The organism is Actinophytocola sp., from assembly GCF_050699915.1.
In the GTDB taxonomy this organism is placed as follows: domain Bacteria; phylum Actinomycetota; class Actinomycetes; order Mycobacteriales; family Pseudonocardiaceae; genus Actinophytocola.
Genome location: NZ_JBOHGA010000099.1, coordinates 1 through 21777, shown reverse-complemented (window position 1 = coordinate 21777; position 21777 = coordinate 1). Strand labels below are relative to the sequence as shown.

Here is a 21777-nt window from a genome sequence, read left to right as displayed (position 1 = left end):
ACCGGGGTCAGCGCCCTTGCCGCCGGCGGTCAGCCGGCCGCGCGCGCGGCCATGTCGCTGACGCTCGCAAACGAGTCCGGGCGCGGCCCGGTCTGGACCTACGTGGTCGGCACGAACCTGGCGACCGGCCAGCAGTGCCGGCTGTCGGCGGACGGCCAGCTCGTTGCGGTGTCGGAGGCCGACAACGGGCCGGACGGCTTCACCGACTACGCGATCCCGGTGGAGGGCGGCGGTACCACGCTGTCGCTGCCGCAGGGCATGTCGGGCCGCATCTACCTGGCCATCGGCGACAAGCTCAAGTTCCGCTGCAACCCGGGCAACGCGCTCGCCTATCCCGCCGGCTGGGTCAGCTCGGACCCGAACTACCCGATCCTGCACGACTGCGCGGAGTTCACCTACGACGGCGCCGGGATGCACTGCAACACGACGATGGTCGACATGCTGTCCGTGCCGCTCGCGATCACGCTGGGCGGCGCCCAGCAGCAGACCACCGGGCGGCTGCGCGACGGCGGCCGGGCCGCGGTGTTCTCGGCGATGTCCGGGCAGGCCGGGTTCGGCGGGCTCGTGCTCGAGAACGACCTGCGGGTCATCGCACCCGGCCACGGCCTCGACTCGGGCCGGTTCGCCGGGGACTACTTCGCCGCGTACATCGACCAGGTGTGGAACCACTACCGGTCGAACTCGATGACCGTCACCGCCGGCGCGAACACGTTCACCGGCCAGGTGCAGGGCGAGCAGTTCGTGTTCTCCGGCGGGGTCCGCGCGTTCGACAAGCCGTCGACCCGCGACGTGCTGTTCTGCGACGGGGCGCTGTCCGCGCCGAACGACGGGGTCACCGGCCCGGTCGCCGCGACGCTCGGCGCGGGCTTCAACCGCACCGTGCTGACCGACACCGGAGCGCAGCCGCTCGCCGACGCCGGCCAGTACTACCGGGACGGCGTGACCAACCACTACTCGCGGGTGATGCACGAGAACACCGTGGACGGCCATGCCTACGGCTTCGCGTTCGACGACGTGTGCGAGCACGCGTCCTACATCGAGGACCCGTCACCGGGATCGATGACCGTCGCGATCACCCCGTTCTGACGTGCCTGGAAGGACGCCTTGCTGACGTTGAACGTCAGCAAGGCGTCCTTCCTGGCTTACGGGAGGGGGCCGCCGGCGGCGAGGGCGCAGAGCTTCGTGAACTCGTCGGCGTCCAGGCTCGCGCCGCCCACGAGGGCGCCGTCGATGTCGTCCTGCTTGACCAGGTCGCCGATGTTGCCCGACTTCACCGAGCCGCCGTAGAGCACCCGCACCTCGTCGGCGACCTGCTGGCCGTACTTGTTCGCGAGGCCGGCCCGCAGCGCCGCGCACACCTCCTGCGCGTCGGCCGGCGTCGCGACCCGGCCGGTGCCGATCGCCCACACCGGCTCGTAGGCCAGCACGACCTTGGTGACCTGCTCGGTCTTGAGCCCCTTGAGGCCGGCGATCAGCTGCGCGGTCGTGTGCTCGACGTGGTCGCCCGCCTCGCGGACCTCCAGCCGCTCGCCGACGCACAGGATCGGCGCCACGTCGTGCTTGAGCGCGGCCTTGACCTTGGCGTTGACGAGCTCGTCGGTCTCGCCGTGGTACTCGCGGCGCTCGGAGTGGCCCACGGTCACGTACGTGCAGCCGAGCTTCGCGAGCATCGCGCCCGACACCTCGCCGGTGTACGCGCCCGACTCGTACCGGGACACGTCCTGCGCGCCGTACCGAAGCAGCAGCCGGTCGCCGTCCACCAGCGTCTGGATGCTGCGGATGTCGGTGAACGGCGGGAGCACCGCAACCTCGACCTTGGCGAAGTACTTCTCCGGCAACGAGAACGCGATCTTCTGCACCAGCGAGAGAGCCTCGAGGTGGTTGAGGTTCATCTTCCAGTTGCCGGCGATGAGAACCTGGCGAGTCATGGCTGCTCCAGAACCGCGATGCCTGGCAGGTCCTTGCCCTCCAGGTACTCCAGCGACGCACCGCCGCCGGTGGAGATGTGCGAGAAGCCGTCCTCGGGCAGCCCGAGCGCGCGCACCGCGGCCGCGGAGTCCCCGCCGCCGACCACGCTGTACGCCTTCGAGTCCACGATGGACTGGGCGACCGCGCGGGTGCCCTCGGCGAACGGCGCCAGCTCGAACACGCCCATCGGCCCGTTCCAGAACACCGTGCCCGCCTCGGCCAGCGCGTCGCCGTACCGTCCGGCCGTGATCGGGCCGATGTCCAGACCCTTCCAGCCTTCCCAGATCTGCGCGGCCAGCACGGTGTGGGTGTTGGCCTGTGCCGAGAAGTCGTCGGCGGTCACCACGTCCTCGGGCACCATGATCTTCTCGCCGGACTCCGCCAGCAGCCGCTTGCAGGTGTCGATCATGTCGGCCTCGAGCAGCGAGTCGCCGACGCCGAGCCCTTCCGCGGCCATGAACGTGAAGCACATGCCACCGCCCACGAGCAGCCGGTCCACCTTCGGCAGCAGCGACTCGATCACGGCGAGCTTGTCGGAGACCTTGGAGCCGCCGAGGACCACGACGTAGGGCCGGTCCGGGGTGCCGGTGAGCCGGCGCAGCACCTCGAGCTCGGTCAGCACCAGGCCGCCCGCGTAGCCGGGCAGCACCCGCGCCACGTCGAAAACCGAGGCCTGCTTGCGGTGCACCACGCCGAACCCGTCGGACACGAACACCCCGGACTCCCCCACCAGGGCGGCCAGCTCGCCGGCCAGCTCACCCCGCGCGGCGTCGTCCCTGCTGGTCTCGCGAGGGTCGAAGCGGACGTTCTCGAGCAGCGCCACCCCGCCGTCCGCGAGTCCGTCCACAGTGGACTTCGCGGACACGCCGACCACGTCCCCGGCGAACGACACCGGCGCGCCGAGCAGCTCGCCCAGCCGCGCGGCGACCGGGGCCAGCGAGTACTTCGGGTCGGGCGCGCCCTTCGGCCGGCCGAGGTGCGCGGTGACCACCACGCGGGCGCCGGCCTCGGTGAGGCGGGCGATGGTCGACAGCGACGCGCGGATGCGGCCGTCGTCGGTGATGCGGGCGCCGTCCAGCGGGACGTTCAGGTCGGCGCGCACGAGCACGCGCCGGCCCGAGACACCCTCGGCGAGCAGATCGTCGAGAGTCTTCACGATGCGGTCCTCAGAGTTTGCCGGCGACGAGGGCGGTCAGGTCGGCGAGGCGGTTGGAGTAGCCCCACTCGTTGTCGTACCAGCCGTACACCTTGACCTGGTTGCCGATGACCTTGGTGATCGGCGCGTCGTAGATGCACGACGCCGGGTCGGTGACGATGTCGCTGGAGACGATCGGCTCCTCGCTGTAGCGCAGCACGCCCTTGAGCGGCCCGTCGGCGGCCGTGCGGTACGCGGCGTTGACCTCGTCCACCGTGACGTCCCGGGCGAGGTCGACCGTGAGGTCGGTGATCGAGCCGGTCGGCACCGGCACGCGCAGCGAGTAGCCGTCGAGCTTGCCGTTGAGCTCGGGCAGGACGAGGCCGATGGCCTTGGCGGCGCCGGTGGACGTCGGGACGACGTTCAGCGCGGCGGCGCGGGCGCGGCGCAGGTCCTTGTGCGGGCCGTCCTGCAGGTTCTGGTCCTGGGTGTAGGCGTGGATCGTGGTCATCAGGCCCTTCTCGATGGTGAACGCATCGTGGAGGACCTTGGCCAGCGGAGCCAGGCAGTTGGTGGTGCAGGAGGCGTTGGAGATGATCGTCTGCGAGCCGTCGTAGAGGTGCTCGTTCGCGCCGATGACGACGGTCAGGTCCTCGCCCTTGGCCGGCGCGGAGATGATGACCTTCTTGGCGCCGCCCTCGTCGACGTGCCGGCGGGCGTCGTCGGCCTTGGTGAAGAAGCCGGTCGACTCGATGACGACGTCGACGTCCAGGTCCTTCCACGGCAGCTTGCCCGGGTCGCGCTCGGCCAGCGCCTTGATCGTCTTGCCGTCGACCTGGATGCCCTCGTCGGTCGCCGTCACCTCGTGGGGCAGCCGGCCGAGGACGCTGTCGTACTTCAGCAGGTGCGCCATGGTGGCCACGTCGCCGAGGTCGTTGAAGGCCACGATCTCGATGTCGTGGTCGCTCGCCTGGACCGCGCGCCAGAAGTTGCGGCCGATGCGACCGAACCCGTTGACGCCTACTCGAACCGTCACCGTGCGTCTCCTCGTGCTCGTGTTGTTGGACCGCCCAGTCACCCTATCGCCCACCGCACCATGGTCGCGGTTCGTGGGAGCGACCTAACTGTATCGAATCAGATGGATCATGCTCCCGAGTGGGTGCGGGGCCGCCTTCCTGCGGATACCCACTTTTCGCCGTAGCACCGAAGGATTTTCCGACCGGCCGCGTATCTGGGGAGCGGGCGCCCGCTCTTGTCTGGGTAGGGGGCGCTGGAACGGGCGGTGCGACGGGGGACGGCACACCGCCCGAGGGGATGCGGCACCCGATGGAGGAACCCGCCTGACTGCGTGGGGGTCAGTCAGGCGGGTTCGTATCTTTGGTTCGCTTCGCTCCTCCGCTACCCGCCGTCTTCCCTCCTCGCGTGCTCGGCGCTGGCGCGCCTGCGCGCGCTCGTCAGTCCAGACGGCGGACGCTCCGTCGCTCTCGCTCACGGTTTTCGCCGCTTACACCTCGGCTTCGAGCATCTCGGGCGTCACCGCGGACTCGGTGTCCGGGAGGCCCAGCTCCTTCGCACGCTTGTCGGCCATCGCCAGCAGCCTGCGGATGCGGCCGGCGACCGCGTCCTTCGTCATCGGGGGATCCGACAGCTGGCCCAGCTCCTCCAGCGACGCCTGCCTGTTCGCCAGGCGCAGCTTGCCCGCCGCGCTCAGGTGGTCCGGCGCGGTGTCCCCCAGGATCTCCATCGCCCGCTGGACCCGGGCGGCCGCTGCGACGGCGGCGCGGGCCGAGCGGCGCAGGTTCGCGTCGTCGAAGTTGGCCAGGCGGTTCGCGGTCGCGCGGACCTCGCGGCGCATCCGCCGCTCCTCCCAGGCCAACACGCTCGAGTGCGCGCCGAGCCGGGTCAGCATCGCGCCGATCGCGTCGCCGTCGCGGACCACGACCCGGTCCGCCCCGCGCACCTCGCGGGACTTCGCCTGGATGCCCATCCGCCGCGCCGCCCCCACGAGCGCCAGCGCCGCCTCCGGGCCCGGGCAGGTGATCTCCAACGCCGACGAGCGACCCGGCTCGGTCAGCGAGCCGTGTGCGAGGAACGCCCCGCGCCACGCGGCCTCCGCGTCACACACCCCACCGGACACGACCGGCGCCGGCAGTCCGCGCACGGGCCGACCACGGAGATCGAGCAGCCCGGTCTGCCTGGCCAGCCCGTCGCCGTCCTTGACCACCCGCACGACGTAGCGGGTGCCCTTGCGCAGTCCGCCGGACGCGAGCACGTGCACGTCCGCGTTGTGCCCGTACAGGTCGTGGATCTCCTTGCGCAGCCGCCGCGCGGCCGCACCCGTGTCCAGCTCCGCCTCGACGACGACCCGCCCGCCGACGATGTGCAGCCCGCCCGCGAAGCGCAGCAGCGACGACACCTCCGCCCGTCGACAACAGGTCTTCGACACCGCCAGCCTGCTCAGCTCGTCCTTGACCGCCGCGGTCATCGCCACGAGGCCCCTCCTCTCCAAGAACGACACGGCGAAGACGCCGACGACATCCCTCCCACCGGAGTCGCCGTGCTCGCCGCCACCGAACACTATTCAAAACAGGTCCACGGCGCGCACGGGCGCTGCTGATGCGGAGTGTTTTGAAAAGTGTTCGCTCATCCCACCATCAACGCCGGTCGCGCGCCCCTTCATCGCACGTTTACGGCCGCCAGTGCATCCCGCAGGCTATCCGCGAGCGCCTGCGGATCGTGCCGTTCCCGAGCCTTGACGGACGCCACCCCGTCCAACCGCGTGCTCGCCCCGAGCGACTCCGCCGCTCGTCGCAGCCGGTCCGGCGTGGACACCGAGTCGGCGTCGGCGATCACCGCGTCCACCCGAAGGCGGGGTGCGTGCTCGCAGAGTACGTCCAGGTGCCGCTCCGGCGAGAACCCGGCGGTCTCCCCCGGTTGGGGGACCAGGTTCAGTACCACTATCCGAGACGCCGCCGTCTCGATCAGCGCCTCCTGCAACTCCGGCACCAGCAGGTGCGGCAGCACGCTGGTGAACCACGACCCGGGCCCGAGCAGCACGACGTCCGCGTCGAGCACGGCGCGCACCGCGGCCGGGCACGCGCTGGGCACCGAGTCCGGCATCCCCGCCGTGTGCAGACGAATCCGCCGCACCTGCCCCGGCGTGGTGGCGATCGCGACCTGTCCGCGGATGCGCCGCACGGCCGTGGCGTCCTCGTCCAGTCCGACGACATCAGCCTCGATGTCGAGCGGCTCGGTGCACATTGGCAGCACCCGGCCGCGCAGGCCCAGCAGCCGCGCCGCCTGGTCGAGCGCCGTCACCGGATCGGGTATGACTTCGAGCAGTCCGGCCAGCACGAGGTTGCCGACCGCGTGTCCGGCGAGCGCGCCGGACCCGCCGAACCGGTGCTCGAACACCATGCGCCACAAGGAGTTCTCGTCCTCCTCGCCGGCCAGCGCGGCCAGGGCCTTGCGCAGGTCGCCGGGCGGCAGCAGGCCGAGCTCGCGACGCAGCCGGCCGGACGAGCCGCCGTCGTCGGCGACCGTGACCACGGCGGTCACGTCGTCGGTGATCCGGCGCAGCGCACCGAGAGTCGCGTGCAACCCTCGCCCGCCGCCGAGCGCAACGGCCCGCACGGGCACTCCTACTCCCTCCCCAGGTCGCGGTGCACGACCTTGACCGCCATCCGGTCCTCGTCCGCCAGCCGGCGCGACAGCTCCTCGGAGATGGTCACGCTGCGGTGCTTGCCGCCGGTACAGCCGATCGCGAGGGTCAGGTACCGCTTGCCCTCCCGCCGGTAGCCGGCGCCGATGAGCCGCAGCAGCTCGTGGTAGCGGTCGAGGAACTCCTCGGCGCCCTCCTGCGTGAGCACGTAGTTGCGCACGTCGGTGTCGCGGCCGGTGAGGTCCTTGAGCTCGGGGATCCAGAAGGGGTTGGGCAGGAAGCGGACGTCCATCACGAGGTCGGCGTCCATCGGGATGCCGTACTTGTAGCCGAAGGACAGCACGGTGACCCGGGTCGTGGTGCTGGCCTCGGTGCCGAACGTGTCCTCGATCTTGGCGCGCAGCTGGTGCACGGACAGGGTGCTGGTGTCGAGCACGAGGTCGGCGTCCGAGCGCAGCGGGGCGAGCAGGTCGCGCTCGGCCTTGATGCCGTCGATCAGCCGGCCGTCGCCCTGCAGCGGGTGGCCGCGGCGGACCTGCTCGAAGCGGCGGATCAGCACCTCGTCGGTGGCCTCGAGGAACAGCACGCGCGGCTTGTACCCGCTGGCGTCGAGGTCGCGGATGATCGAGGCGAGGTCCTCGGTGAACGCGCGGCTGCGCACGTCCATCACCACGGCGACCTTGGTGACCGCGCCCTGCGCCTTGGCGCCGAGCTCGACCATGGTGGAGATCAGTTCGGGCGGCAGGTTGTCGACCACGAACCAGCCGAGATCCTCCAGGCACTTGGCCGCGGTGCTGCGGCCGGCACCGGACAGGCCGGTCACCACCGTGACCTCCACGCCCTGCACGTGGTCCTCCGGAGCTTGCGTCACGTCGTTCTCCCCTTCTCGACTTCCCCTGCCGTCTCGCCGGCGAGTGCACTGTGTATCAGCGCCGCCGTGTGCGCGCCGATTCCCGGTACACCGCTGATGTCGTCCACACTGGCCTGGCGTAACCGCTTGACCGACCCGAAGTGCCTGAGCAGGGCGGCCTTGCGGCTCTGGCCGAGGCCGGGGATGCCGTCGAGCGCGGAGGTGATCATGCGCTTGGACCGCTTCTTGCGGTGGTAGGCGATGGCGAACCGGTGCGCCTCGTCGCGGACCCGCTGCAGGAGGTAGAGCGCCTCGCTGGTGCGGGAGAGGATCGTCGGCTCCGGATCGGCCGGCAACCACACCTCCTCGAGGCGCTTGGCGAGGCCGATGACCGCGACGTCCTGGATGCCCATCTCGGCGAGGACGTCGGCGGCGGCGTTGGCCTGCGGGCCGGCGCCGTCCACGACGAGCAGGTTGGGCGGGTAGGCGAACTTCTTGGGCCGGCCGGTCTCCGGGTCGATCCCCGGCGGGGACTCGGGCGCGGCGACCGGCTCACCGCCCGGCTCACCGCTCGGCGCGTCGGTGGCCTCGCCGTTCGTCGCGCCGTTGGTCGCGCCGTTGGTCTCCGCCAGGTACCGGTGGAACCGCCGCCGGACCACCTCGGCGATCGACGCGACGTCACCCTCGGTCGCGGCCTGCCTGATCGCGAAGCGGCGGTACTCGGACTTGCGGGCGAGCCCGTCCTCGAACACGACGAGCGAGGCGACGACGTCGCTGCCCTGGATGTGGCTGATGTCGACACACTCGATCCGCAGCGGCGCGGTGTCGAGCCCGAGCGCGTCCTGCAGCTCCTGCAGCGCGGCCGAGCGGGCGGTGAGATCGCCGGCGCGGCGCAGCTTGTGCTGGGCGAACGCGTCCTTGGCGTTGCGCTCGACGGTCTCCATCAGCGCCCGCTTGTCGCCGCGCTGCGGGACCCGCAGCGCCACGCGAGCGCCGCGCAGGCCGGTGAGCCAGTCGGTGACCGCGGTGCTGTCCTCGGGCAGGGCGGGGACGAGGAGCTCGCGCGGGACCGGGCTCGCCTGCCCCTCCTCGGCCAGCTCGGCCTGGTCGCCGTAGAACTGGGAGAGGAACTGGTCGACCAGGCCGGCCTCGTCGATCTCGTCGATCTTGTCGATGACCCAGCCGCGCTGGCCGCGCACCCGGCCGCCGCGGACGTGGAACACCTGGACGGCGGCCTCGAGGTCGTCGTGCGCGAAGGCCACCACGTCGGCGTCGGTGCCGTCCCCGAGGACGACGGCCTGCTTCTCCATCGCCCGCCGGAGCGCGGCGAGGTCGTCGCGCAGCCGCGCGGCCCGCTCGAACTCGAGCTCGGTGGCGGCGGCGTTCATCTCCTTCTCGAGGCGGCGCATCATCTTGTCGGTCTGGCCGGCGAGGAAGTCGCAGAAGTCATCGACGATGTCGCGGTGCTCGTCGGCGCTGACCCGGTCCACGCACGGGGCCGAGCACTTGCCGATGTAGCCGAGCAGGCACGGCCGGCCGATCTGCCCGTGGCGCTTGAAGACGCCGTTGGAACAGGTGCGTGCGGGGAACACGCGCAGCAGCAGGTCGAGAGTCTCGCGGATGGCCCAGGCGTGCGCGTAGGGGCCGAAGTAGCGGACGCCCTTGCGGCGCGGCCCGCGGTAGACGTGCAGCCGCGGGTACTCGTCGTGGAGCGAGACCGCGAGGACCGGGTAGGACTTGTCGTCCCGGTAGCGCACGTTGAAGCGCGGGTCGAACTCCTTGATCCAGTTGTACTCGAGCTGGAGCGCCTCGACCTCGGTGGCGACGACGGTCCACTCGACACTGCCGGCGCTGGTCACCATCTGGCGGGTGCGCGGGTGCAGCAGCGTGACGTCGGCGAAGTAGGAGTTCAGCCGGCTGCGCAGGCTCTTGGCCTTGCCGACGTAGATGACCCGGCTGCCGGGGTCGCGAAACCGGTAGACCCCAGGCGCATCGGGAATCGTGCCCGGCGACGGACGATATGTCGACGGATCTGCCACTCCGCCAGCCTACGGCCCGGCACCGACAGGTCCGGCCGGGTGCCCGCGTGGGGCACCCGGCCGGTTCGCTATGGGTCAGCCCGCGTGCAGGTTGCCGTCCCCGCCGACGACGCATGCGGCCGAGCCCGCGCCGGAGCTCACGAACTCCGTCACGCAACCGCCGAGCTGTGCGTGGCCGCGGGCGTTCGGGTGGAAGGACTGCTGGGCCATGTGCATGCCTATCGCGTCGAGGCCGCCGGTGACCCACGCCCACGGGTCGACCGTGACGCGGTTCTGCCACTCCGACGACGAGTCGCCGCCGCCGCTGCAGGCCTCGTGGCCCTCGGACCCGCGGGAGAAGTCGAGGAACTTCACGCCGGACCGGTTCGCGACACCGCGCAGCGCCTCGGAGAACTGAGGCACGGCCACGGTCCGGCCGAACTGCGCGTCCTTGAGCTTGAACGGGCAGCCCTGCGGGCCGTGCAGGATCTCGTCCATCTTCTCGGTCAGCGGCGAGGCGTACGAGGTGAGCACGAAGTCGTAGTCACCCTCGGCGTAGCCGGCCTGGCTCATCGCCGACTTCACGTCCGCGATCGCCGTCTCCACCTTGGGCGCCATCGCGGTCAGCCGCTGCGGCCACTCCGTCGAGAGCTTCTTGCGGCAGCCGGAGCCGAACGGGTCGAACCAGGCGAGGATGCAGTCGACCATGGTGTCCGCGAACGCCGGGTCGTCGTTCGCGCCGACCTGGACGAGCACGGTGGTGACCCGGTACTCGCGGGCGATGTCGATCAGCCGCCGGGCCTGGCTGCCCTCGGTGTAGTGCTCGGTGTCGGCGAGCGAGACGTTCGCCGAGTCCGCGCCCGAGCAGGCCAGGTTGAAGCTGCGGTCGGCCAGGGTCGTCTTGTGCACGAGCGCGTTCGCCGAGCGGTGGCACCAGTTGCCGTTCTCGCCGTTCGTGCCCGGCTCGTAGTCCCCCGCGCCCTCACCGGAGATCGCGCTGTCGCCGAGCGACACGATCGCGGTCTGCCGGTCGTCGGCGGCCTCCTGGTCCGCGCTGGCCGCCGGCACGAGCACCGCCAACCCGCCGACCAGCAGCGCCGCCAGCGCCGCGCCGAAGATGCGCACTCTCGTCGGGATCGATCGCATGGCCTTCTCCCCGAGCACGACGGTGAGTTACCGCCTGGTTCGACTTGACGAAAATCACCTAACCAGGCGGTAACTTGTGAGGCTATAACCCGAATGGCCCTCAGCTTTCGCCGTTCGGCTCACCCCGGGGGACGGGTCTGCTCAGGCCAGCGTGACCTGGTCGCCCTCGACGCTGACCTCGAGCTTCTGCAGCGGCTTGGTGGCCGGCCCGTTGACGACGTCGCCGGTGTCGGTCTTGAACTTGCTCCCGTGGTTCGGGCAGGTCGACACGCCGTCCTTGGGCACGCCGACGATGCTGCCCATGTGGGTGCAGGACGCGTTGTACGCCTTGACGTCCTGGCCCTCGCGCACGAGCAGCGCCTTGCCACCGGTCGGGTTGTCGACGATCAGTCCGCCGCCGTCGGGGATGTCGGCGAGCGGCGTCGGTCCGCCGCCGCCGCTCTCGCCTCCGTCCTCGGACTCACTGCCGCACGCGGCGACCAGCGCGCCCGGCGCGATCAACGCGACCGCGAGCCCGCACAGCACGTCACGGCGGGAGCGCTCCCGCTCGGGCTCCTGGGTGGGACCGGTGGTGGGATGGACGGCAGTCAACGCCAGCGCCTCCTGAACTCGGCAGCAGCAAGGTACACGAGGCCTTACGCGCCCGCCGGGCAGGAGGTTCAACCGTCAACTTCGCTCAGAGAGCGAGGTGCGTGCGCAGCGCACCGTCCAGCCGGCCCAGCACGTCGGGCGGCACGCTGCCGAGCCTCTTGCGCAGCCGGTCCGTCGCGATCGTGCGCACCTGTTCGGCCTGTGCCTTCGAGTCCGCGGCGAGCCCGCAGTCGGCGGCGCGGAGCAGTACCTGAAAGGGGTAGACGCGGCCGACGTTCGAGGTGATCGGCACGATCGTCACCACGCCGCGTCCGGTGCGTCGTGCCGCGCGGTTCGCCGCGTCGTTGCTGACGATCACCGCGGGGCGGATCTTGTTGGCCTCCGAGCCGCGGACCGGCTCCAGGTCGACCCAGTAGACCTCACCGCGCCTCATCGACCAGCCCGTCGGCGGCCGTGCGGTCCCAGTCCGCGGCCTCGGCCGCGTCGGACCACTCGTCGAAGGCCGCGGCGTACTCGTCCTCGAGCTCGGACGTGCGCAGCAGTCCGATGGCGCGCTGGATCGCCGACGAGCGCGACGGCTCGCCGGTGCGCTCGACGTACTCGTCGACGAACGCCACGTCCTCCGCGGACAGGCTGACACTGAGCTTCACACCAACGATGCTACCTGTGGTGCTACCCGGGTGGCTACCGCGGCGACCGCGGCGACTCCGTGGCCTCACGGCGGACCCGGCGCAGCTCGCGCATCGCGGCGACCGCCCGCTCCCCGTCCAGCGCCTGGATCGCGACCATCGGGACGTACTCGTCGTGCGGCAGCTCCAACCGGGCCCATGGCGAGCCGTCCGGAAAGCTCACCTGCTCGATCTCCGACCACGAGAACCGGCGCGCGCCGAGCATGTTTCGCACCTCCACGCCGTCGCGGTCCGCGCGCACCCGCGGGCGGGTGAACCACAGCGCACCGAGCGCCAGGAACAGCCCGATGCCGACCATGGCGATCTGGTCGGACAGCCGGAAGTTCACGCCGGTGTCGCTCTCCCGCAGGAACACCCCAGCCACGGCGAACATCGCGAACAGCACCACGGCACCGAGCCCGGCGAACAACCGCACCCGACGCGGACGCACCACGAAACTCACTTGAAAGTCCTGTCCGTCCACGGCTGGCGCAGCCCGCGCACCACCATCGCGGTGTCCAGCGCGGCCGCGCACGCCTCGAAGCCCTTGTCCTCCGTGGAGTCCGGCAGCCCGCACCGGTCGAGCGCCTGCTCCTCGGTGTCGACCGTCAGCACGCCGTTGCCCACCGGCGTCGACTCGTCCAGCGACACCCTCGTCAGCCCGGCGGTCACCGCGTCGCACACGTACTCGAAGTGCGGGGTGCCGCCGCGGATCACCACGCCCAGCGCCACGACCGCCTCGTGGTTGCGCGCCAGCGCCTGGCAGACCACCGGCAGCTCGACCGCACCCGGCACGCGCACCACGGTCGGCTCCTCGATGCCGGCCTTTCGCGCCGCTTCGAGCGCCCGCTCCAGCAGTGTGTCCGTGATCCTGGCGTGCCAGCGGGTGGCCGCGATCGCGAGCCGGATGCCCTCGCACCGCGGCACCTCGACGTCCGGCCGCCCGCCACCACTCACGACAAGCCCTCGAGCAGGTCGAGGTCGCCCAGCTCGTGGCCCATCCGGTCGCGCTTGGTGCGCAGGTAGCGCAGGTTCTCCGCGTTGGGCCGGATCGGCAGCGCCACCCGGTCGACGATGCGCAGTCCGTAGCCGTCGAGGCCGACTCGCTTCGCGGGGTTGTTCGTCAGCAGCCGCATCGACTTCACGCCAAGGTCGACGAGGATCTGCGCGCCCTGCCCGTAGTCGCGGGCGTCGGCGGGCACCCCCAGCGCGAGGTTGGCGTCGACGGTGTCGTGGCCGTCGTCCTGCAGCTGGTAGGCCTGCAGCTTGTGCATCAGGCCGATGCCGCGGCCCTCGTGCCCGCGCATGTAGAGCACGATCCCCCGCCCCTCGGCCGCGACGGCCTCGAGCGCGGCGTCCAGCTGCGGGCCGCAGTCGCAGCGCAGCGAGCCGAACACGTCGCCGGTCAGGCACTCCGAGTGCACCCGGACCAGGACGTTCTCGCCGTCGGCGATGTCGCCGTAGACGAGCGCGATGTGCTCGATGCCGTCCAGCTTCGAGTCGTAGCCCACCGCGCGGAACGTGCCGGCCGCGGTCGGGATGCGCGCCTCCGCGACGCGGACGACCTGGACCTCGGTGCGGCGGCGGTAGTCGATGAGGTCGGCGATCGAGATGATCGTCAGCTCGTGCTCGGCCGCGAACACCTCCAGCTCGTCGCGGCGGGCCATGTCGCCCTCGTCCTTCTGCGACACGATCTCGCACAGCACGCCGGCCGGCCGCAGCCCCGCCATCACCGCGAGGTCGATCGCCGCCTCGGTGTGGCCGGGCCGGCGCAGCACGCCGCCTTCCTTGGCGCGCAACGGAACCACGTGGCCGGGCCGGTTGAAGTCGCGCGGGGAGGCCGACTCGTCGGCCAGCGTGCGGATCGTGTGGGCGCGGTCGGCGGCGGAGATGCCGGTGGTCACGCCGTCCTTGGCGTCGACGGTGACCGTGTACGCGGTGCCGCGGGCGTCCTGGTTGGTGTGGAACATCGGCGGCAGCTCGAGCCGGTCGCAGTCCGCCTCGGTGAGTGGCACGCAGATGTAGCCGGACGTGTAGCGGACCATGAACGCGATCAGCTCGGGCGTCGCCATCTCGGCCGCGAAGATGAGGTCGCCCTCGTTCTCCCGGTCCTCGTCGTCGACCACGATGACGGGCCGGCCGGCCTTGATGTCGGCTACCGCGCGCTCGATGCCGCCGATATCGCTCACGACGCCCCCTCGCAGGCTCGGTGCCGCCGCTCGCGGTCGCCCTGTGACATTGGATCGCTCGCAAGCTCGCTCACGACGACGCCTCCTCGTTAGAGCGTCCATTGTGCGCCGGACCGGGACGGGCGGCGGACAAGTGTGGCGCGGCCAACCTCTCCACGTACTTCGCGACCACGTCCACCTCCAGGTTCACCAGGTCACCGGGCTGCTTGGTGCCCAGCGTGGTCGCCCGCAGCGTCTCCGGGATGAGGCTCACGGTGAACTCGGTGTCGGTCACCTCGACCACGGTCAGCGACACCCCGTCGACCGTGATCGAGCCCTTCTCGACCAGGTACCGGGACAGCTGCGCGGGCAGGCCCACCCGGACCAGGTCCCAGTGCTCGGACGGCGACCGGGCGAGGATCACCCCGGTGCCGTCGACGTGGCCCTGCACGATGTGCCCGCCGAACCGCTTGCCGACCTCCGCCGCGCGCTCCAGGTTCACCCGGTCCCCCGTGGCGATCTTGTCCAGGCTGCTGCGCACGAGCGTCTCGCGCATGACGTCGGCGGTGAACGCGCCGCCGGACACGTCGACCACGGTCAGGCACACGCCGTTCACCGCGATCGAGTCACCGAGTGCCGCGTCGCCGGTGACCAGCGGCCCGGCGACGGTGATCCGCGCCGCGTCCGGCAGGTCCGCCACGGCGACGACCTCGCCGAGCTCCTCCACGATCCCGGTGAACACTCAGCTCTCCCTCGTCGCTCGTGCGCGCAGCCGCTCGACGGCAGCGGCGGGGTCGTCCGCGCCGTAGACGGCCGAACCGGCCACGAAGCAGTCCACGCCGGCCTCCGCCGCCTGCTCGATGGTGTCCATGTTGATGCCGCCGTCGATCTCGACCAGCACCCGCAGCCCGTGCTTGCGTGCGACCCGCACCTTGTCGAGCACCTCGGGCATGAACGCCTGGCCGCCGAACCCCGGCTCGACGGACATCACCAACAACGTGTCGTAGTGGCTCAGCAGTTCCAGGTACGGCTCGATCGGGGTCTTCGGCTTGACCGACAGGCCCGCCTTCGCGCCGGCCGCCCGCAGGTCCTTGGCGATCCGCACCGGGTCCCGCGCGGCCTCGACGTGCACGGTCACGTTGTACGAGCCGGCCTCGGCGTAGCCGACCGCCCAGCGGTCCGGGTCCTCGATCATCAGATGGCAGTCGACGGGGATCTCGGTGCTCGCCAGCAACGCCTCCACCACGGGCAGACCGAGGGTGAGGTTCGGGACGAAGTGCCCGTCCATGACGTCCACGTGCAGCCAGTCCGCACCGCGCACGGCGTTCGCCTCGTCGGCGAGCCGGGCGAAGTCGGCGGACAGCAGGCTGGGCGCGATCATCGGCGTACGGGACACGGTCGCAAGCCTATTCCCCGATCCCGCGCACGCCGAGTCGTGCCGTGCGGAGTTGCGCGGCGTCGTGTGATGGGCTCACCGGAACCGCTCGAACGCGGCGGCGATGCCGGCCGTCGACTCCCCCGTGGCGAGCAGCAGCTGCAGCAGGATCCGCGCCTTCGCCGGGTCCAGGAACCCCGAGTGGATCAGCCCGCGCTCGAGCAGGTCGCGCTCGGAGCCCGGGTAGCCGTAGGTCTGGCGCAGCACCGAGCCGGCGCCGGTGCGGGTGGACAGCACGACCGGCACGCGCGCCGCGTGCTCGGCGACGAGCGGGACCAGGTCCGCGGGGACGTGGCCCGCGCCGAGCCCGGCGATCACCAGCCCGTCGAAGGCGTCGCCGGCCAGGCGCAGCAGCGTTCCGTCGTCGCCGAGGGCCATCGTCACCATCCCCACGCGGCGCTCGCTGACTCGCGGGTCGGCGGGCAGGGTCAGGCCGACCCGGGCGGCGCCACGGATGCGCGGGTCGCCCTCGACGACCAGGCCGAGTGGGCCGAAGCCCGGCGAGACGAACGCGCCCGTGCTCGACGTGTGGCTCTTGCGAACGAAGCGCGCGCCGTGCACCTCGTCGGACATCACGACGAGGCAGCCGAGCCCACGCGCGGCCGGCGAGGACGCCACACGGACGGCGGCGTACAGGTTCGCCGGCCCATCCGCGCCGGCCGCCTCGGGGTGGCGCATCGCGCCGGTCACCACGACCGGGGCGGCCTCGGGCACGGTGAGGTCGAGGAAGAACGCCGTCTCCTCGATGGTGTCCGTGCCGTGGGTGATCACCACGCCGGCCGCGCCCGCGGCGATCTCCGCGCGGACCCGGTCGGACAGCGCGACCAGGTCGGCGAACCCCAGCGACGGGCTGGGCAGCGACCGCAGCGTCGTCGCGGTGACCGTGACGTCGAGGTCGGCCAGGCCCGGCACGGAGGCGACCAGATCGCCGGCGCCCAGCGAGGGGACGATGCCGCCGGAGGCGCTGGGCGCCATGGCGATCGTGCCGCCCATCCCGATCACGGCGACGCGGCGCGTGTCCGCCTCCCCGGAATTAAAACTTGTGGTCACCGTGCGTTGCTGCCGTCCAGTTCGGGCAGGTACCGGTGGCTGGGTCGCGTCCCGTTCCCCTTAGGTGCGGTCGGCGGCCACGCGGGTCGTGCGAACACCATCATCGGCGCAGCAGGGCGCAGAACATCGCGTCGGTGCCGTGCCGGTGCGGCCACAGCTGTACGTGCGGGCCGTCGCCGAGGGCGGGCATGTCGGGGAACGCCTCGCGGGCGTCGAGCGCGGTGACGCCGGTCTTGCGGACCACGTCGGCGACCACGCCGACCGTCTCGGACAGGTGCGGCGTGCAGACCACGTAGCCGACCACGCCGCCGGGGCGCACCAGGTCGACGGCGGTGAGCAGCAGCTCGCGCTGCAGCTTGGTCAGCTCGCCCACGTCGGAGGGCTGGCGCCGCCAGCGCGACTCCGGACGGCGGCGCAGCGACCCGAGCCCGGTGCACGGCGCGTCGACGAGGATCCGGTCGAACGAGCCCGACGCGAGACCCATCGAGGCGGGCTGGCGGCCGTCGCCGACGTGCACGGTGACCGGCAGGCCCTCGGTGGACCGCTCGACCAGCCGCGCCCGGTGCGGGGCCTTCTCGACCGCGTCCAGCCGCCCGCCGGAGATGCCGAGTACGGCGGCGAGCAGCGCGGACTTGCCGCCCGGACCGGCACACAGGTCGAGCCACCGCTCGTCCGTCCCGTCCACCGGTGGCCGGGTCAGCGCGATCGCGCACAGCTGGCTGCCCTCGTCCTGGACCGAGGCGAGGCGCTCGCGCACCGGCTCCAGGCCGGCCGGGTCGCCCGCGCCGGCCGCGAGCCGCACCCCGTACGGCGAGTACGGCGCGACCTCGCCGCCGGTCATCGCGGCCAGCTCCTCCGCGGTGACCTCGCCGGGCCGGGCCACCAGATGGACGGCCGGTCGCACGTTGTCCGCGGCGAGCGCGTCCTTCAGCTCGTCACCGGTGTTGCCGAGCGAGTCGGCGAACGCCCGGGCCACCCAACGCGGGTGCGCCTCACGCATGGCGAGGTTGCCGATCGGGTCCGCCGCCGGGTCCGGCGCGAGCTCGTCCATCCACCCCGCCTCGTCGCGCTCGGAAACCTTGCGCAGCACGGCGTTGACGAACCCGGTGACCCGCGAGCCCTGCTCGGCGCGAACCAGGTCGACCGTGGAGTCGACGGCCGCGTGCGGCGGGATCCGGGTGCGCAGCAGCTGGTAGCACCCCAGCCGCAGCACGTCCAGCAGTCCAGGCTCCACTTTGGACAGCGGGCGCTCGACGCAGGCGTCGAGGACCTGGTCCAGCAGCCCGATGCAGCGGCACGCGCCGTAGGCCAGCTCGGTGGCCAGCGCGGCGTCCCGACCGGTGATCCGGCGCTCCCGCAACAGCTGCGGCAGCAGCAGGTTGGCGTAGGCGTCCCGGACGCGGACCTCGCGAAGCGTGTCCAGCGCCACCTGCCGCGCGGGGTCCTCCACCGGCGGGCGGCTCGGTCCGTTGCGCCGCTTGGGCGGGTGGGGAGTCCGTGGCCGGGAGAATCTCGCCGGGCGCCGTCCTTGTTGCGTCACGTCAGTCGCTCTCCTGGTTCGACCCGCGCGCCACGCGCCCAGTCGGTCGCCGCCATCCTCTTCTTGCCGGGCGCCTGCACCTCGCCGAGCGCGACCGGCCCGGTCGCGGTCCCGGTCAGCACCCGCTTGCGCTCGACCCGCAGCTCGCCCGGCTCGAGCGTCTCCGCGCCCAACCGGACGACCGGGCCGAGCTTGATCCGCTCGCCGCGGAACTCCGCCCATGCCCCGGGATCCGGGGTGACCGCGCGCACCTGCCGGTCGACCGCCACGGCCGGCGCGGTGAAGTCGACCTTCGCGTCCTCGGTGGTCACCTTCGGCGCGTAGGTCACGCCGTCGGGCGGCTGCTCCTCGGCGCGTAGCGTGCCGTCCTCGATGCCGTCGACCGTCGACACCAGCAGCCCGGCGCCCGCCTCGGCGAGCCGGTCGAGCAGCGCGCCCGCTGTGTCGTCGGCCCGCACCGCCTCGGTCAGCACGCCGAACACCGGGCCGGCGTCGAGCTCCTTGACGATCTGGAACGTGCTCGCGCCGGTGATCTCGTCGCCGGCCCGCACGGCCGCCTGCACCGGCGCCGCGCCGCGCCATGCGGGCAGCACCGAGAAGTGCAGGTTCACCCAGCCGTGTGACGGGATGTCGAGCGCGGACTGGGGCAGCAGCGCGCCGTAGGCGACGACCGGGCAGCAGTCGGGCGCGATCGCACGCAGCCGGTCGAGGAAGTCCGGGTCGGAGGCCTTGTGCGGGGTCAGCACCTCGATGCCGTGCTCGTCGGCGAGCGCGCCGACCGGCGAGCGGACGAGGTGCCGACCGCGACCGGCCGGGGCGTCCGGGCGGGTGACGACGGCCGCCACCTCGTGCCGGCCGCCATGCCCGAGCAGCGCGCGCAGCGAGGGCAGCGCCACCTCGGGGGTTCCGGCGAAGACCAGACGCATCGTCAGACGGCCCCACCGAAGATCGAGTGCGGACTCTGCTTGATCGTGGGCGTGCCGCCGTCGAACCACTCGGCCTGGCGGATCTCCCTCATCGCCGCCTTGCGGGTCTCCGGCGTGAGCCGGTCGAGGAACAGGACGCCGTCCAGGTGGTCGGTCTCGTGCTGCAGGCACCGCGCCAGCATCTCGCTGCCCTCGATCTCCACCGGCTCACCGTGCATGTTCCAGCCGCGGGCGACGATGTTGAGGTGGCGCCGGCAGTCGTAGTACATGCCCGGGATCGACAGGCAGCCCTCCTCGCCGTCCTGGTACTCGTCGTCCAGCGCGGTCCAGGTCGGGTTCACCAGGTGGCCGGCGGCGCCGTCGCAGTGGTAGGTGAACACCCGCAGGCCCACGCCGAGCTGCGGCGCGGCGAGCCCGGCTCCGCCCTCGGACTCCATGGTGTCCCACAGGTCTTTGACCAGGGTCTGCAGCTCCTTGTCGAAGTCCACGACCTCCGCGGCCGCGGTGCGCAGCACCGGATCGCCGAAAAGCCGGATGGGCTGGACTGTCACGGTTCTCCAATTCGTCGGGGCCGGACTCCAGTCTATTCAGTGCCGCGGGACGCAACGCCGGGTGCGCCACCGGCCACCTCACCATATGACCACCACGACCGAGGGAGTGCCGGTGGCCGGCACAGATCTCTGGTCCGGCCGGTCGGCGCCACGGCGACCGACCGTCAGATCAGCTCCAGCGGATCGAGCCGGACGCGAATCGGGTCCGGCTCCTTCCGCGCGGTGCGGACGTGTTGGGCCGTGGTCAGTGCCGCGGCCAGCGCCCGGCCCTCGGCTCGGGAGGCACGGACCAGCGCGCGCTCCTTGTCGCCGAGCGGCACCGGCCCGAGGATCTCGCCGGAGGGTGGCAGCTCGAGCTCGTCGAGGAACGTGGCGAGCGCGTCGGCCGTGCCGTCGACCGAGGCCATCCGCACCGCGGGCGGGAAGCCGAGCGCCTCGCGGGCGGCGAGCTCCTGACGGGCGTGCCACACGGGGTCCCACCGCACCAGTGCCTGCACAGGTGCGAGCGCCGACTCGGCCAGCACGACCACCCGGCCGCCGTCCGCGCCGGGCCGCACCAGGGCGGCGGCGAGCATCCAGCGCCGCACCGCCTCCTCGCCCGCCCGCAGGTCCGCTCGCCCGAGCATCGCCCACCCGTCGAGCAGGAGGGCGGCCCCGTACCCGCCGTGGGCGACCGGCTCGGCGCCCGGCGTGGCGACCACGAGCGCCGGGCGGTCCGCGACCTCGGCGAGCACCTCGCTCGCGCCGGAGCCGAGCACCGGCACGTCCGCGAACGCCCGCCCGAGCTCCTCGGCGGTCCGCTTGGCCCCGACGACAACGGCCCGCAACCGCCGCGATCCGCAGGTACCGCAACGGAAGGCGGTGTCCGACACCCCGCACCACCGGCAGGTCGGCGGCCGCGCCGCGGCCGACCCGCCGTCCCGCACGTCCGCGGTCACAACCTGACGATCCGTCGCTGCACCGCCGGATCCCCTGTGCCGCGACGTCGCGGCCGGCAGCGCACCCTGCCCGGTGGGCGGGCCGTCAGCACGGCCGCCCCGCGAGCCATCCGGCCCAGCATCCGCCCCGGCACGCCTGCCGTCACTGCCGCCGCTCCGCGGGCTGTTCGGCCCGGCCGAGTCGGCACCTCGCCCGGCCGAGGCCGGGGTGTTCGACGGCGCGCCGAACAGGTCGCCGGCACCACCCTGTCGCGCCGCCCCGGCAGTTTCCCCGGCAGGCGCGGCGAACAAGCCGTCCGACCCGCCGATCCGCGACTGCGCCGACGCGGCCCCCGATCGGGCCGCCGGGGACGGGCGGTCCGCGCTGTCGGACCGGGTCCGGCCGGCGCCCCGTGAGCGGTCCGGGCCGTCGGCGCCGCCGTTCCGCGCGCTCGGAGGCGGCCGGTCGGTCGGCAGGCCGAGCGGTCCCGCGCAGCGCCGGCACCGGGCCGGGGTGCGGCACTGCTGGCACGCGAGCGCGGGCACGTAACCCCCACGCGGCACCTGAACCAGCACCGGCCGCCCGGCACCCAGCGCGGCACGGGCCGCCTCGAACGCCACCGACGGGATCCGGGCCGCCCGCGCCGCCGGGTCCCGCGCGAGCTGGACGTCGCTCTCCCCCAGCGCCACGATCCGCGGCGCGGCCGCGCGCAGCTCCTCGCGGCCGGCGATGATCTCCGGCGCCCACCCCGAGTCGACCAGCAGCTGCGCCTCGGCCGTCCGCGCGAAGCCCGCCACCACCACCGACGCGCCGGCCGCGTGTGCCCGCTGGATCAGCACGTCCCGCACGTGCGGGTAGGGCGCATGCGGGTCGGCGTGCAGGTCGTCGCCGTCGTCCCAGACCACGAACACGCCCGGACGGTGCACGGGCGCGAACACGCTCGCCCGCGTGCCAACGACGATCCGCGCCCCGCCCCGCAGCACCGCGAGCCATCGCCGGTACCGCTTCGCCGGCCCGGCGTCCGCGGACAACGCCACCACCGCGTCCTCGCCGGCCAGCGCCACGCACGCGGCGTGCACCCGCGCCACGTCCCGGTAGTCCGGCAGCACGAGCACCGTGCCCCGCTCACCCGCGGCCGCGGTGGCCGCGAGC

Annotated in this window: 21 protein-coding genes and 1 pseudogene; 1 reads left to right on the top strand and 21 read right to left on the bottom strand. The window is 72.5% G+C overall.

All coding sequences use genetic code 11. From position 1 onward, the window contains the following. The coding region (locus ACRDSK_RS18610) for a beta-1,3-glucanase family protein (protein WP_431442337.1) at positions 1–1086 on the top strand (1086 nt) is incomplete at its 5' end. A 56-nt stretch (positions 1087–1142) separates the two neighbouring features. Here the strand turns inward: ACRDSK_RS18610 and tpiA are convergent. The 21 genes and pseudogenes from tpiA to ACRDSK_RS18505 all read right to left on the bottom strand — a co-directional run. Next, on the bottom strand, positions 1143–1928 hold the full coding sequence (gene tpiA / locus ACRDSK_RS18605; protein ID WP_431442336.1) for a triose-phosphate isomerase: 786 nt from the start codon (positions 1926–1928) through the stop codon (positions 1143–1145). Then, positions 1925–3124 (bottom strand): phosphoglycerate kinase, encoded by a 1200-nt coding sequence (locus tag ACRDSK_RS18600; RefSeq protein WP_431442335.1) that lies wholly within the window; start codon positions 3122–3124, stop codon positions 1925–1927. Before ACRDSK_RS18600 ends, tpiA begins: the two co-directional genes overlap by 4 nt. Positions 3125–3134: 10 nt before the next feature. Then, on the bottom strand, positions 3135–4139 hold the full coding sequence (gap, locus tag ACRDSK_RS18595) for a type I glyceraldehyde-3-phosphate dehydrogenase (protein ID WP_431442334.1): 1005 nt from the start codon (positions 4137–4139) through the stop codon (positions 3135–3137). A gap of 468 nt (positions 4140–4607) precedes the next feature. Further along, complete coding sequence (gene whiA, locus ACRDSK_RS18590; RefSeq protein WP_431442333.1) at positions 4608–5594, bottom strand: DNA-binding protein WhiA; 987 nt, start codon at positions 5592–5594, stop codon at positions 4608–4610. Between the two features lie 185 nt (positions 5595–5779). Beyond that, a complete protein-coding gene (locus ACRDSK_RS18585; protein WP_431442332.1) occupies positions 5780–6736 on the bottom strand; it encodes a gluconeogenesis factor YvcK family protein in 957 nt (318 codons plus the stop codon). A gap of 8 nt (positions 6737–6744) precedes the next feature. Beyond that, entirely contained in the window at positions 6745–7635 is an 891-nt protein-coding gene (gene rapZ, locus ACRDSK_RS18580) for an RNase adapter RapZ (protein WP_431442331.1), read from the bottom strand. Then, positions 7632–9653: an excinuclease ABC subunit UvrC gene (gene uvrC, locus ACRDSK_RS18575; protein ID WP_431442330.1), complete on the bottom strand. Its 2022-nt coding sequence runs from the start codon at positions 9651–9653 to the stop codon at positions 7632–7634. Before uvrC ends, rapZ begins: the two co-directional genes overlap by 4 nt. Positions 9654–9728: 75 nt before the next feature. After that, on the bottom strand, positions 9729–10778 hold the full coding sequence (locus ACRDSK_RS18570) for a GDSL-type esterase/lipase family protein (protein WP_431442329.1): 1050 nt from the start codon (positions 10776–10778) through the stop codon (positions 9729–9731). Positions 10779–10919: 141 nt separating this feature from the next. Continuing rightward, a complete protein-coding gene (locus tag ACRDSK_RS18565) occupies positions 10920–11369 on the bottom strand; it encodes a Rieske (2Fe-2S) protein (protein WP_431442328.1) in 450 nt (149 codons plus the stop codon). 85 nt (positions 11370–11454) lie between these two features. Beyond that, complete coding sequence (locus ACRDSK_RS18560; protein WP_431442327.1) at positions 11455–11802, bottom strand: type II toxin-antitoxin system PemK/MazF family toxin; 348 nt, start codon at positions 11800–11802, stop codon at positions 11455–11457. After that, complete coding sequence (locus tag ACRDSK_RS18555; RefSeq protein WP_431442326.1) at positions 11789–12019, bottom strand: ribbon-helix-helix protein, CopG family; 231 nt, start codon at positions 12017–12019, stop codon at positions 11789–11791. Before ACRDSK_RS18555 ends, ACRDSK_RS18560 begins: the two co-directional genes overlap by 14 nt. Positions 12020–12053: 34 nt before the next feature. After that, positions 12054–12500 carry a PH domain-containing protein gene (locus ACRDSK_RS18550; protein ID WP_431442325.1) on the bottom strand — a complete coding sequence of 149 codons (447 nt, stop codon included), beginning with the start codon at positions 12498–12500 and terminating at the stop codon, positions 12054–12056. Beyond that, on the bottom strand, positions 12497–12994 hold the full coding sequence (gene ribH, locus ACRDSK_RS18545; RefSeq protein WP_431442324.1) for a 6,7-dimethyl-8-ribityllumazine synthase: 498 nt from the start codon (positions 12992–12994) through the stop codon (positions 12497–12499). The genes ACRDSK_RS18550 and ribH overlap by 4 nt, the downstream gene beginning before the upstream one ends. Further along, positions 12991–14226, bottom strand: a complete 1236-nt coding sequence (locus ACRDSK_RS18540) for a bifunctional 3,4-dihydroxy-2-butanone-4-phosphate synthase/GTP cyclohydrolase II (protein ID WP_431442322.1) — start codon at positions 14224–14226, stop codon at positions 12991–12993. Before ACRDSK_RS18540 ends, ribH begins: the two co-directional genes overlap by 4 nt. A 70-nt stretch (positions 14227–14296) precedes the next feature. Next, positions 14297–14947 carry a riboflavin synthase gene (locus ACRDSK_RS18535; protein WP_431442320.1) on the bottom strand — a complete coding sequence of 217 codons (651 nt, stop codon included), beginning with the start codon at positions 14945–14947 and terminating at the stop codon, positions 14297–14299. Continuing rightward, positions 14948–15586: a ribulose-phosphate 3-epimerase gene (gene rpe, locus ACRDSK_RS18530; RefSeq protein WP_431442338.1), complete on the bottom strand. Its 639-nt coding sequence runs from the start codon at positions 15584–15586 to the stop codon at positions 14948–14950. A 90-nt stretch (positions 15587–15676) separates the two neighbouring features. Continuing rightward, positions 15677–16690: an asparaginase gene (locus ACRDSK_RS18525; protein ID WP_431442319.1), complete on the bottom strand. Its 1014-nt coding sequence runs from the start codon at positions 16688–16690 to the stop codon at positions 15677–15679. Between the two features lie 100 nt (positions 16691–16790). Then, positions 16791–18230 carry an RsmB/NOP family class I SAM-dependent RNA methyltransferase gene (locus tag ACRDSK_RS18520; RefSeq protein WP_431442317.1) on the bottom strand — a complete coding sequence of 480 codons (1440 nt, stop codon included), beginning with the start codon at positions 18228–18230 and terminating at the stop codon, positions 16791–16793. Next, on the bottom strand, positions 18227–19156 hold the full coding sequence (gene fmt / locus ACRDSK_RS18515; protein WP_431442315.1) for a methionyl-tRNA formyltransferase: 930 nt from the start codon (positions 19154–19156) through the stop codon (positions 18227–18229). The genes ACRDSK_RS18520 and fmt overlap by 4 nt, the downstream gene beginning before the upstream one ends. Before the next feature lie 2 nt (positions 19157–19158). After that, positions 19159–19707: a peptide deformylase gene (def, locus tag ACRDSK_RS18510; RefSeq protein WP_431442314.1), complete on the bottom strand. Its 549-nt coding sequence runs from the start codon at positions 19705–19707 to the stop codon at positions 19159–19161. A 164-nt stretch (positions 19708–19871) separates the two neighbouring features. After that, positions 19872–21777: pseudogene (locus tag ACRDSK_RS18505) on the bottom strand (hypothetical protein); the annotation flags it as partial.